The organism is Pseudomonas sp. (assembly GCF_048265905.1).
Classification (GTDB): Bacteria; Pseudomonadota; Gammaproteobacteria; order Pseudomonadales; family Pseudomonadaceae; genus Aquipseudomonas.
Genome location: NZ_JBLXAP010000012.1, coordinates 62,393 through 75,637 on the forward strand (window position 1 = coordinate 62,393; position 13,245 = coordinate 75,637).

At 55.0% G+C, this 13,245-nt stretch carries 9 protein-coding genes; all 9 read right to left on the bottom strand.

Annotation, left to right across the window (positions count from 1 at the left end; genetic code table 11):
• Positions 1 to 41: 41 nt before the first annotated feature.
• The 9 genes from acs to ACN0UH_RS15620 all read right to left on the bottom strand — a co-directional run bounded on the left by acs (position 42) and on the right by ACN0UH_RS15620 (position 13,154).
• Positions 42 to 1,979, bottom strand: coding sequence for an acetate--CoA ligase (acs, locus tag ACN0UH_RS15580; RefSeq protein ID WP_417662911.1), 1,938 nt, complete (start codon positions 1,977 to 1,979; stop codon positions 42 to 44).
• A 171-nt stretch (positions 1,980 to 2,150) separates the two neighbouring features.
• A complete protein-coding gene (gene pgi / locus ACN0UH_RS15585; protein ID WP_417662912.1) occupies positions 2,151 to 3,815 on the bottom strand; it encodes a glucose-6-phosphate isomerase in 1,665 nt (554 codons plus the stop codon).
• Positions 3,816 to 4,053: 238 nt separating this feature from the next.
• Positions 4,054 to 4,914, bottom strand: coding sequence for a pantoate--beta-alanine ligase (panC, locus tag ACN0UH_RS15590; RefSeq protein ID WP_417662913.1), 861 nt, complete (start codon positions 4,912 to 4,914; stop codon positions 4,054 to 4,056).
• Positions 4,911 to 5,711 (bottom strand): 3-methyl-2-oxobutanoate hydroxymethyltransferase, encoded by an 801-nt coding sequence (gene panB, locus ACN0UH_RS15595; RefSeq protein ID WP_417662914.1) that lies wholly within the window; start codon positions 5,709 to 5,711, stop codon positions 4,911 to 4,913. Before panB ends, panC begins: the two co-directional genes overlap by 4 nt.
• A 265-nt stretch (positions 5,712 to 5,976) precedes the next feature.
• A complete protein-coding gene (folK, locus tag ACN0UH_RS15600; protein WP_417662915.1) occupies positions 5,977 to 6,468 on the bottom strand; it encodes a 2-amino-4-hydroxy-6-hydroxymethyldihydropteridine diphosphokinase in 492 nt (163 codons plus the stop codon).
• Positions 6,468 to 7,874 carry a polynucleotide adenylyltransferase PcnB gene (locus ACN0UH_RS15605; protein ID WP_417662916.1) on the bottom strand — a complete coding sequence of 469 codons (1,407 nt, stop codon included), beginning with the start codon at positions 7,872 to 7,874 and terminating at the stop codon, positions 6,468 to 6,470. Before ACN0UH_RS15605 ends, folK begins: the two co-directional genes overlap by 1 nt.
• Positions 7,875 to 8,568: 694 nt before the next feature.
• Positions 8,569 to 10,005: a sigma-54-dependent transcriptional regulator gene (locus ACN0UH_RS15610; RefSeq protein WP_417662917.1), complete on the bottom strand. Its 1,437-nt coding sequence runs from the start codon at positions 10,003 to 10,005 to the stop codon at positions 8,569 to 8,571.
• Between the two features lie 34 nt (positions 10,006 to 10,039).
• A complete protein-coding gene (locus tag ACN0UH_RS15615; RefSeq protein WP_417662918.1) occupies positions 10,040 to 12,994 on the bottom strand; it encodes a sensor histidine kinase in 2,955 nt (984 codons plus the stop codon).
• Positions 12,978 to 13,154, bottom strand: coding sequence for a hypothetical protein (locus ACN0UH_RS15620; protein WP_003244646.1), 177 nt, complete (start codon positions 13,152 to 13,154; stop codon positions 12,978 to 12,980). The genes ACN0UH_RS15615 and ACN0UH_RS15620 overlap by 17 nt, the downstream gene beginning before the upstream one ends.
• Between the last annotated feature and the right edge of the window lie 91 nt (positions 13,155 to 13,245).

The following is a 13,245-nucleotide window of genomic DNA, read 5'->3' on the forward strand; positions in this document are numbered from 1 at the left end:
CACGGCCGGTGACGGATTGGAAGGGGATCATATGCCCAGCTTTAGCGATTGAGACGCTTATCGATCAAGTCATCGACTACCGATGGATCGGCCAGAGTTGAGGTGTCGCCCAAGGTATCAAGCTCATTGCAGGCAATTTTACGCAGGATACGCCGCATGATTTTGCCTGAGCGGGTCTTCGGCAAACCTGGCGCCCACTGCATCAGTTCTGGCTTGGCGAAGCTACCGATTTCTTTGCTGACCAGGGCCAGCAATTCCTGCTGCAGGGCGTCGCTGACTTCGACTCCGTTCATTGGGGTGACGAAGGCGTAGATGCCCTGACCCTTGAGGTCATGGGGATAGCCGACGACTGCGGCTTCTGCGACCGCGTCGTGCAATACCAGTGCGCTTTCGACTTCTGCGGTACCAATGCGATGGCCGGAAACATTGATCACGTCATCGACTCGCCCGGTTATCCAGTAATAACCATCTTCATCTCGACGGGCGCCGTCACCGCTGAAGTAATAGCCGGGATAGGCTGAGAAATAGGTATCGATCATGCGTTGGTGATCGCCGTAGATACTGCGAATCTGGCTCGGCCAACTGGCTTTGATCGCCAGAACCCCTGAGCCTGCACCGTCGATCTCCTTGCCTTGCTCATCAAGCAAAACCGGCTGTACGCCAAAGAATGGTCGTGTAGCTGAGCCGGGCTTGAGATCAGTCGCCCCCGGTAGCGGCGTAATCATTATGGCGCCGGTTTCGGTTTGCCACCATGTATCAACTACAGGACAGCGCTGGTCACCGACCACATTGAAATACCACTCCCAAGCTTCAGGGTTGATCGGCTCACCCACGCTGCCAAGCAACCGTAAGCTGCTGCGCGAGGTACTTTTGACCAGATCGTTTCCTTCACGCATCAGCGCGCGCAGGGCGGTTGGTGCGGTGTAGAAAATATTGACCTGGTGTTTGTCGATCACTTGCCAGAAACGAGAGGCATCAGGGTAATTGGGTACGCCTTCGAAAATCAGGCTGGTTGCAGCATTTGCCAGTGGGCCGTACACGATATAGCTGTGGCCTGTGACCCAGCCAACATCGGCGGTGCACCAGTAAATCTCGCCCGGGTGATAATCAAACACGTATTTGTGGGTCATCGCCGCTTGTAACAAATAGCCGCCGGTGGTGTGCAGCACGCCTTTGGGTTTACCTGTGCTGCCGGAGGTGTAGAGGATGAATAATGGGTCTTCAGCATCCATCGGCTCTGGCGGGCAGTCCGCGCTCGCGTCGTGCATCGCTTCGTGATACCAGATGTCGCGGCCTTTAACCCATTGCACATCGCCTTCAGTACGTTGTGCGACGACCACGGTTGAGACGTTCGGGCAACTTTGCAACGCTTTGTCGACATTGGCTTTAAGTGGAATATATTTCCCGCCGCGCACCCCTTCGTCAGCGGTTATTACGGTACGGCAGTCTGCATCGAGAATGCGGTCGCGCAGGGCGTCCGGGCTAAAACCGCCGAATACCACCGAGTGCACGGCGCCAATCCGTGTACAGGCCAGCATGGCGTAGGCAGCTTCCGGGATCATCGGCATGTAGATACACACCCGATCACCTTTTTCCACGCCGCGGCTCTTCAATACGTTGGCCAGGCGGCAGACGTTATGGTGCAGTTTGTTGTAAGTGATATTGGCCGACTCTGCGGGGTTGTCGCCTTCCCAGATCAGCGCAATTTGCTCGCCGTGCTTGGCAAGGTGGCGGTCAATGCAGTTGAAGCTGACATTCAACTTACCGCCCTTGAACCAGCTGGCATGGCCCTTACGCATGTCAACTTTATGCACGCTTTGCCAAGGCTCGAACCAGTCGAGGAAAGTCTTGGCTTGCTCGGCCCAGAAGGTTTCAGGCTCATCGATTGATTGCTGGTACAGGCGCAAGTAGTCGTCGTTGTTGATGTGTGCACGCAAGCGAACATCATCGGCAACCGGGTGGCGAGTGATCTCAAACATGGCGGGTTCCTTATTTTGTATATCCGCGACTGTTTTAGGTTAGCACCCCATGGCTGGTGATTGTCGATGTGCGCCGCGCTTCACGCTAAGTGGTAGCGTCTGGGTACAGGCTCAGCGCAGATAGCAAAACCCCGGCAATTGCCGGGGTCTGGATTGACGCAAATACCGCTTTTAACCGCGGTGGCGGGCGCGGAAAAAGTCGATCAAGCCTTGAGTTGATGGGTCTTCAGCGACGTTTTGCTCGGCGCCTGTGAGGCGTGAGTAAACTCCTTTGCCGAGTTCTTTACCCAGCTCTACACCCCACTGATCGAAGGCGTTGATGCCCCAGATCACGCTCTGGGTGAAAACCTTGTGCTCATACAATGCAACCAGCGCGCCGAGGCGACGAGGGCTGATACGCTCCAGCACCAGCGTGTTACTCGGGCGGTTGCCGGGAATCACCTTGTGCGGTGCCAGCTCGGCAACTTTATCTTCGCTCAGGCCTTGGTTGCGCAGCTCCGTTTGGGCTTCGTCAAAGCTCTTGCCGAGCATCAGCGCCTGGCTTTGCGACAGACAGTTGGCGTACAGCCATTGGTGATGGTCGGCTACAGGGTTGTAACTGACCACCGGCACAATGAAGTCAGCTGGGATCAGTTGTGTGCCTTGGTGGAGCAACTGATGGTAGGCATGCTGGCCATTACAGCCAACGCCACCCCAGATCACAGGTCCAGTCGCGCAGTTTACCGGGCTGCCATCTTGCATCACCGATTTACCGTTGGACTCCATATCGAGCTGTTGCAGGTGCTTGGTGATGTTTCGCAGGTAATGGTCGTACGGCAGAATCGCTTGGCTCTGGGCGTCCCAGAAGTTGCCGTACCATACGCCTAGCAGCGCCAATAGCACCGGCATATTTTCTTCAAAAGGTGCGGTCTGGAAGTGCCGGTCCATGCTGTAAGCGCCGGACAGTAATTCCTTGAAGTTGGACATGCCGATGGTCATCGCAATGGGTAAACCAATCGCCGACCACAGCGAGTAACGACCGCCCACCCAATCCCACATCGGGAAAATATTCTCTTCGCGAATACCGAAGGCGACTGCCGCCGTGGTGTTACTCGACACTGCAATAAAGTGCCGGTAGAGCTCGGCCTCACTGCCGCCCTGCGCCAGATACCAGGCGCGCGCTGCTTGTGCGTTCTTCAATGTTTCCAAAGTGCTGAACGATTTTGACGAGACGATAAACAGCGTGGTTTCGGCGCGCAGTTTGGCGGATAACTCGTGAAACGAGCTGCCGTCGATATTGGCTAGGTAATGGCAGCGCACGCCGCGCTGAGCGAAAGGTAACAACGCTTCGGACACCAGTTGCGGGCCAAGGAAGGAGCCGCCGATGCCGATGTTGACCACGTCGGTGATCGGTTTGTCGGTGTAGCCGCGCCACAGGCCGTCGTGCACGCTGCCGACCAGGGCTGTCATTTTGTTGAGTACCTGCTGAACCTGCGGCATGACATCGACGCCGTCGACCATGACCTTGTCGCCAATTGGGCGGCGCAGGGCGGTATGCAGGGCCGGACGACCTTCGGAAGCATTCAGGTGCTCGCCACAGAACATTGCGTCAATGGCCGCTTGCAGATCAACATCGCGCGCCAGTTTCACCAACAGGTCGCGCGTTTCAGTGGTCATCAGGTTCTTCGAGTAATCGAGGAACAAACCGCATCCGCTCAGGCTAAAGTTTTCAAAACGCTGAGGGTCATTGGCAAATGCATCGCGCATGCTGAAGTTCTGCAAGCTGGCTCGATGTGCCTGAAGTGCTTGCCAAATGGGCTGGGCAGTAACATCGAGGGGCTGCTGATAATACGGCATTTGCGCGGGCTTCCTTTTATGATGGTTGTAGATTTGTCCACGGTTGGCGGTAGCAGGTTCAACGCGTCACGCTAAACCCAGCCAACTCCGAAGTTACTACGTTACTGCTAGAGCAGGGCGTGTTACCAGCAGCATACGCGGCTTTTTCGTCTGAGTTTGTTTGCGGTACAGCCGTTGAAATGCTGACGGGGCTCATCCATGAGCCGGCAAGGCGAGTCACGTAGGTGTGGCTCGGGAGTTATGCAGGCTTGTCCAGATCAACCAAAAGGTTGTCGATCAGCCGGGTGTTACCGATAAATGCAGCCACTAAAATAACCAGATGACGATCTTCTGCTGTTACCGGGCGCAGGCTGTTCGCTTCGCGTATCTCAAGGTAGTCAGGACGAAAACCTGCCGCCGCATGTTGGCTTTGCGCGTGTGCAATCAACTGCGCGTGATCATGCTCGCCGTTTTTCAGGCCGTTCGCAATTTCTTGCAGTGAACGATAGAGCACGGTTGCGGCATTGCGTTGTTCATCATTCAGATAACCGTTGCGAGACGACAGCGCCAAGCCATCTGCTGCGCGTACTGTAGGCTCACCAATAATCTGGATCGGCATATTCAGGTCGTTGACCAGTGTGCGGATGACCGCCAGTTGCTGGAAATCCTTTTGACCGAAGATCGCCAAGTCAGGCTGTACCATGTTGAACAGTTTACTGACCACGGTCGCGACACCATCAAAGTGCCCAGGGCGGCTGGCACCACACAGGCCTTCGGATACACCAGGCACGCTGATCCGGGTCTGCATGTCCATGCCGTGCGGGTACATCTCTTCAACGCTGGGCGTGAACAGCAAGTGGCAACCGGCTTTGACCAGTGTTTCTTGGTCAGCAGCGAGAGTGCGCGGGTACTTGTCGAGGTCTTCGTTGGCCCCAAACTGCATCGGGTTCACGAAGATGCTGGTCACTACAAAGTCGCTACGTTGAGCGGCTTTTTCGACCAGCGCTGCGTGGCCAGCATGCAGGTTGCCCATGGTTGGGACCAGACTGATGTGTTTACCTTCAGCACGCGCCGCTGCAACAGCAGCGCGTAATTCGCGGACGGTTTTAACCGTGTTCATGCAGAGAATCCATGTTCGGTAGTTGGGAAACTTTGGTCTTTTACAGCCCTGACGTAGGCGGTAAGCGCACCTTGAATAGAGCTTTGCCCAACCATGAAGTTCTTCACGAACTTTGGCGTGCGGCCCGTGAGGGAAAGGCCAAGCATGTCATGTACAACTAACACTTGGCCGTCTGTACCACCGCCAGCGCCAATACCGATTACTGGAATATTGACCGCTTGAGTGATCTCAGTCGCAAGTTCACTCGGTACGCATTCGAGCACCAGCATCGCCGCGCCAGCTTGCTCAAGAGCCATGGCATCAGCCCGCATTTGCCGAGCCTGTGCTTCCTGGCGGCCTTGCACCTTGTAGCCGCCCAGAACGTTTACCGCTTGCGGTGTAAGGCCCAGGTGGGCGCATACCGGAATGCCGCGCTCGGCTAAAAGACGGATCGGTTCAGCCAGCCAGACCGCACCTTCGAGCTTGACCATATGCGCACCGGCTTGCATTAGGGTTGCTGCATTGCTCAGGGTTTGCTCAATGGTGGCGTACGCCATGAACGGCAAGTCAGCGACAATAAGCGCGCCTTGGTTGCCGCGTTTGACACTGGCGACGTGGTACGCCATTTCAGCAGTGGTCACAGGCAGCGTGCTGTCGTGTCCTTGCAGGACCATTCCCAGTGAATCGCCAACCAATATCACATCAACGCCAGCCTGGCAGGCGGCGTGAGCGAAGGTCGCGTCGTAACTGGTCAGCATGGCGATTTTTTCGCCACTTTGCTTGAGGCTTTGCAGGGTAGTCAGGGTTATATCAGGCATTTAGATTGTCCTCACTCAGGCATTATTAAGCAGAAAGCTGCTCTAATTTGGCCTGCATTGGCCTCGGTTTGCACCGGTGCTGGGCAACGGGACGCCTATAGTCCTGATGACGAAGCGTTAAGTCAATTGCAGGTGTTACCGTCTTGTTACCGAGGCGCATCGCACGGAATGGCTTTAACCGGTCTGAACGCCAGAAAAACTGCTTGTACAGGGCGTTACCTTCGTCTGTGTTATAGGTAATAGAGCGGTAACAACTTGCTTGGGCTTAGCCTGCGTTGTTCAGGCGTTCAAGACCTTCGAATGGGCAGGCTGCCAGCAAATCTTGTAGCGTTCGACCGTCGGGAAGTTGCAACCCCGGGGCGATTTCGGCAAGTGGATAAAGGACAAATGCGCGTGCATGCATGTGATAGTGCGGAACCACTAGGCGTGGTTCATTAAGCACCTGTTGACCAAACAGCAAAATGTCCAGATCAAGTGTGCGCGGTCCCCAGCGCTGTTCTTTACGCTCGCGACCTTGTTCAAGTTCTATCGTTTGCAGGGCGTCGAGTAACTGCAGAGGGCCCAGTTGGGTGTCCAGTGCTGCGACAGCATTGAGGTAGCGCGGCTGGTCTGCTGGGCCGAGTGGGTCGCTGGCATAGAAGCTTGATTGTGCGACCAAACGCGTTTGTTTAATCCCGGCGAGCGCCGACAACGCAGCATTTAGCTGCTGTTGCGGCGTTGCCAGGTTACTGCCCAGGCCAATATAAACGCGTGTCATTAGTCGTTGCTTGGGGTTGGGCTGCTGTCGGCCGCTGGGCTGCGCTTGCGGCGATTGTTGGTGCGCCGACGTTTGCGCGGTGCGCTGGCGCTGTCATCTTTGCTGCTGAGGTCGCGAATCATGTTGCGGCGTTCGCTGTCACTTGCATCCTGATAAGTCGTCCACCAATCGCCGAGGCCATTGGTTTGCTCGCCCGCGCTTTCACGCAGGAGCAAGAAGTCATAGCCAGCACGGAACCGAGGATTTTCGAGCAGGGCGTCAGCGCGTTTACCGCTGCGGCGCGGCAAGCGTTCCTGCATGTCCCATATTTCGCGGATCGGCATGGTGAAGCGTTTTGGGATAGCAATGCGCTGGCATTGCTCGGCGATCAACTCGTGAGCTGCTTCTTGCATTGCCGGAATCGGTGGCATGCCACGTTCCTGCAAGCGCAGTACCCGAGCTGGTAATGCAGGCCAGAGCAAGGCTGCAAAGATAAATGCAGGGGTAACCGTTTTGCCCTGTTTAATCCGCAGGTCGGTGTTGACCAAAGCATTGTGGATCAGGTTATCGGTGTAATCCGGGTCTTGTTTAAGTGCAGCGGCAGCGGCCGGGAACAGTTGGCCAAACAGGCCGTAATCCACCAGTAATTCGTAGGTGTACACCGCGTAGCCTGCGAGAAATAGCTTCAGCACTTCATCAAACAGCCGTGCAGAAGGGATTTCATTCAGCAGTGGCGCCAGTTTGTAGATTGGCGCGGCGCTGTGCTTCTCGATGTCGAAGTCCAGTTTGGCGGCGAAGCGAATCGCGCGCAGCATGCGCACTGGGTCTTCCTGATAACGTTGAGTCGGATCACCGATAAGGCGAATCAGGTTGTTGCGAATGTCATGCGCACCGTTGGCGTAATCAAGAATCCGCTCGTTTGACGGGTCGTAGTACAGCGCATTAATGGTGAAGTCGCGGCGCTGAGCATCGTCTTCAAGATTGCCGTACACGTTGTCACGCAGAATTCGCCCGCTCTCGTTGCGCGAAGACAGGTTGCTGTTTTCCTCCTCGTCACCTTGTGGGTGATTTGCACGGAAGGTCGCAACCTCAATGATCTCGCGGCCAAAGTGCACATGCACCAGTTTAAAGCGACGACCAATGACTCGGGCGTTACGAAACTCGGCACGTACTTGCTCAGGCGTGGCACTGGTTGAGACATCGAAGTCTTTCGGGTCGACATCAAGCAATAAATCGCGGACACAGCCCCCTACCAAAAACGCTTGATAGCCAGCGTTTTGGAGGCGCTCGACAACACTGATCGCGTAGCGGCTGATTTGTTTGCGCTCGATAGGGTGTTGGTTGCTATTGAGCACAACGGGAGTGCTGTGCGCTTGCTTGGCATGGCGCACTGGTGGGCGTAACGACTTGAACAGCTTTTTCAGCATGGGATGCACTGTATAACGAAATGGCCGGCCAGAATTAATGATGACCGCAGGAGTGGCGCGGATTCTAGCATTATGCGGGGATATGGTGTAGGAGAGAGGTGAATCATTCTGGAATCCCAGAAAGCACTGAGGGAGCCGAAGCTCCCTCTTAAATTGTTGCGTGCTTTATTTTTATTATTATTTCGGGCTTGTTGTTTTTGTTGAATTGCCCGTTCCTTCTGGTCAAAGACCTTAGGAAAACCTCTCAAGTTGAGAGTTAATAGCAAACGGATTTCTTTGGATGCTGACAATGCGATGATCATTCCGTGACCCAACCAGTTCAGGTGCTGCCTAAGAGCAGTTTTGTTGTTCTCTACCTGGTCGCGGGGCAAGCCCCAAAAGCATATCCTCTACCAAAAGAATCAGTTTTCTGCGCCTCCTGTCCTATTGTTTTTATTGTACTGGAGTCGTTACGTTTTATTTTTATTGTCTTGTTTGCTGCTTGTTATTGTTGTTGTGCAATAGATAAAGCATTCGCCGTGCCAGTTTTTTCAAAGCCTTTAAAATCAACGACTTAGAGATATTTGAGATTCTTGGTAGGCAGAAAAAAGCCGGGTGACGTTACCGTAACTCCCGGCTTTTGTTACTAAGTATTGAAACGGTAACAGTCTGTGGATCCCTTTTGCTGCTCCCGTGTCACGCAGGGTCGAGCCTGTTACTCGCTGGTCGCACCGGATTTGCGCCGTGGAATGCCGAGGCGTTGTCGACGCTCCCACAGGCATTTGCGACTTATACCCAATTTGCGCGCCAGTTCGGTTTCGGTCATGTGGTCTTGATGTTCCAGTACGAAGTGCTGGAAGTAGTCTTCCAGCGACAGGTCTTCGGTTGGTTCATGACTGTTGCTACTAGGCTGGCCGTTGCTTTGCAGGTTGCTGGAGAAGTCATCGTCTTCCATGTCATCCAGTTCAACATCGATACCGAGCAGTTCTGCAGTAATCAGTGGGCTTTCGCAAAGGATCACCCCACGCTCGATAGCGTTTTCAAGCTCGCGCACGTTACCCGGCCATGGGTATTGGCGAATGGCGTGCTCGGCATTCGCTGCAAAATGCAGGTCTGTGCGGCCAATGCGAGTGGACTGGCGCTGGAGAAATGCCTGGGCGATTTCGAGTACGTCTTTGCCGCGTTCACGCAGAGCTGGAAGCTTGAGTGCAATGACATGCAGGCGGTAATAAAGGTCTTCACGAAATTGGCCGGTTTTAGCCAGGGTTTTCAAATCGCGGTGGGTCGCTGCAATCAGGCGTACATCAACCTTTTGCGATTGCACCGAGCCAACTCGGCGAATCTCGCCCTCTTGCAGTACCCGTAATAGTCGCGCTTGAGCCTCAAGCGGCAACTCGCCGATCTCATCGAGGAACAGGGTGCCGCCGTCAGCCGCCTCAACCAAACCTGCACGTGCTGCACTGGCGCCGGTGAATGCGCCCTTTTCGTGACCAAAAAGCTCAGACTCGATCAGGGTTTCAGGAATCGCCGCGCAGTTAACCGAAATCAGCGGTGCCTTGGCGCGCTTGGATAGGTTGTGCAGGGCGCGGGCGACCAGTTCTTTACCGGTGCCCGATTCGCCCTGAATCAATACATTGGAGTCAGTCGGCGCGACCTTGCGGATCTTGCTGTAGAGCTCAAGCATGGATGGCGATGAGCCAATGATGCCGATCTCGCCATTACTGTTGTCGGCGCTCTTGTCGGCAGTGGATGACGCGCCAGATGTGCGTATAGGAGCGTTACTCAGATGGCTTTTGAGTGCCTGGTGGTCGCGTAAAATCCGTGCGACGGCCTGAAGCATTTCGTCATGGTCAAATGGTTTGGCAATGTAGTCGACGGCCCCCATCTTCATCGAATCGACAGCGGAGCGCAGGCTCGCGTAGCTGGTCATGATGAGTACAGGTGTGCCTTCTCCGAGTTTTATCAACTCGGTACCGGGTGCGCCGGGCAGGCGCAAGTCACTGACAATCAGGTCAAAGCTGGGAATACTGAAGCGCTCTTGCGCTTCTTGTACTGATCCGGCTTCGCTGACTTCATATTGGTTGCGCTCGAGTAAACGGCGCAAGGCAGAGCGGATAATGGTTTCGTCTTCGACGATCAAAATATGAGGCATTAATTCGGTCTCTCGACGGTCTCAGGTCGCTGGTTTAAGTCGCTATTGACGTCGCTTCAACATGCCGCGGCAGAGTCACCCTGATTCGGGTACCCCGTTGCAGTTCGGTATCAGCCGGGCTGTCGATTGTTATTTGTCCATAATGCTCTTCCACGATGGAATAGACCAGTGCAAGGCCAAGTCCAGTTCCACTGCCTGGGTCTTTGGTCGTGAAGAATGGCTCGAATAAACGGTCCATTATCGCCTTGGGAATGCCGCTGCCTTCGTCCTCTACGATCAGGTCCACGGTATGCTCGAAAGCCTCGCTCTTGACCCGGATAGCGGTGTTCGCGGAGGAGGCGTCGCGGGCGTTGGATAATAGGTTGATCAGCACCTGTGCCAGACGTTGCGGGTCACCCACGACCCAGTGATCGGAATCGCATAAATTATAAAAATGTACTTCAACACTTTGCCGGTTTAATGAGAGCAAGCCAATGGCATCTTGCGCCACTTCGGCTAAGCACACCGGCTCGTCGGCGTGTTGATGGGAGCCTGAGTGGGCAAAACTCATGAGTGACTGAACAATTCTGGACACGCGCTTGGTTTGCTCAATGATTTGTTGGCTGATCTCGGTCAGCTCATCATCATCTTCGCGCTCTTCACGCAGGTTTTGCGCCAAGCAAGCGATGCCGGTGATCGGGTTGCCAATCTCATGGGCTACGCCAGCGGCCAGCCGACCAATACTGGCCAGGCGCTCGGAGTGCACAAGTTTGTCTTCAAGCACCTGGGTGTCGGTCATGTCTTCCAGCAGGATCACCAGCCCACTGTTACCGGGAGCAAGGGGTTCGATAATTGCGGCTTTGTGCAGGCTAAGCCAGCGGATCAGGCCGTCCTCACTTAAGCGGTGTTTGTGCAGGTGCTGGTCGGGCAGGTCGACGAAGTCCATCAGCAGACTGCGCCAAGGTTCACTCAGGGTGCTAAGGCGTGAACCGACCACGCGCTGCGCCGGGATATCCGTGAGCTCCTCCATGGCCTTGTTCCACATCAGGATTTCTTGATCCTTTGCGAGTGAACATACGCCCATTGGCAGTTCTTGCAGAGTTTGCCGGTGGTAGCGGCGTAAGGCATCAAGCTCGGCTGCCAGCCCGGTAAGCCGTGAGTGGTAGTCTTCCAGCCGACTCTCTATAAAGTGTATGTCTTCGGTCACATAGGCTTCGCTGCCAGTCTTGAAAGGCAGAAAGGTTTCGACGATATCCTGTGACACGCTCGGGCCCATCAAACCAGATAAATTGGCTTCAATGCGGTCACGCAGGCGGCGCAAGGCATATGGGCGGCTTTCATCGAAAGGCAGATGCAGGTCGCGTAGTGCTTGTTCAATTTCACGTTGAGCCGTCTTGGCGCCTAGCGGCTTGGCCAACTGGGTTGCGAATTCTTGTGGCGATGTAGCCAGCAGTTCACGCCGCTGCGGGCGGCGCACGTTGTCTACTGCACAGGCCTGGGCAGCACTTTTTTCTTCTTCACTGGCATCGCTGAACAATGAAACCAGAGTGAATACCAGCACGTTAGCTGCGAGTGAGCCGGTAGCGGCAAGGTGCCAACTACTGTCGTTGAGCACATAAACCATATTGACAATAGGCAGGTAAATGTTCTGCAAGTTGCCGAGTAGCGGCATCAGCATGCTGACCGCCCAGACTGCGATACCTGCAAGGAGCCCGGCAATGAAACCGCGTCGATTGGCTGTTGGCCAGTAAAGGACCGAAAGCACACCCGGAAGGAACTGCAAGGTGGCGACAAAGGCCACAATGCCCAGATTGGCCAGGTCTTGTTCGGCGCGAAGCAGGGCGTAGAACCCGTAGCCGGCCATGATGGTGACGACTATCAGTGCGCGCCGGGTCCATTTCAACCAACGGTAGATATTGCCCTCAGCCGGTGGCTGGTACAGCGGTAACACCACGTGGTTGAGCAGCATGCCCGAGAGGGCTAGTGTGGTCACAATGATCAACCCGCTGGAGGCTGATAACCCACCGACATAGGCGATCAAGACCAGCACCGGGCTGTCCACCGCCATGCCCAGGCCCAGGGTGAAATATTCCGGGTTGGTGGTTACACCGAGCCTTAACCCTGCCCAGAGAATTAACGGCACTGCCAAACTCATCAACAATAGAAACAGCGGCAAGCCCCAACTGGCGCTGACCATCGCCCTTGGGTTGAGGTTCTCGGTAAAGGTCATGTGATACATGTGCGGCATGACAATCGCAGAGGCGAAGAATACCAACAGCAAGGTCCGCCACGGCCCTTCTTGCAGCGGCGTGTGCAGACTGGCTAGCGCAGCCTGATTCTGTACCAGCCACTGTTCAAGGTCATGAGGACCATTAAACACGCCATATAGGGCATAGAGCCCGATGGCGCTGATTGATACCAGCTTGACCACTGACTCAAACGCAATCGCAAAAACCAGGCCTTCGTGTTTTTCACGTGTTGCGATGTGGCGTGCACCAAAAAGAATGGTGAAGAGGATCATCAGCACACAGAAACTGATCGCAACGCGGGCCTGCATGGGCTCGTGGGTGAGAATGCTGATGGTGTCCGCAACAGACTGAATCTGCAGGGCAAGCAGAGGTAACACCCCAATAAACATGAACAGGGTGGTCAGTGCGCCAGCCCATGTGCTGCGAAAGCGAAAGGCAAACAAGTCTGCAAGCGATGACAGCTGGTAGGTCCGGGTGATGCGTAAGATCGGGTAGAGCAGCACCGGAGCCAGCAGGAATGCGCCAGACACACCTAAATAGCTGGCTAAAAAACCGTAACCATATTGGTAGGCAAGGCCGACTGTACCGTAGAACGCCCAAGCGCTGGCATAGACTCCCAGCGACAGCGTGTAGGTCAGCGGGTGACGGATGATTTTGCGCGGGATCAATCCGTGTTCACTGGCCCAAGCCACGCCAAACAGCATGAGCAAATAAGCCGCACTGATGAGTATCAGTTGGCTAAGACTAAAGCTCATCGGCATCTCGCTGACTCTGCAGAATAAATGTCACCACGATCAGAATCAGCCAAAGCAGATAAGGTCGGTACCACGCACCATTGGGGTCAATCCACCAATCCATGATGGCCGGGGAGAATAGGTAGATCCCGACCACCAGAATCAGCACGAGTCGATAGATATACATGCCGCGTCTCTTTTCGTGAGTGTGCTGATGTTACCGGATGCGTGAGCGGCTGCGTAGTTTGCTGGTGCCTGATTGCTCGCTCGTTCAAGGC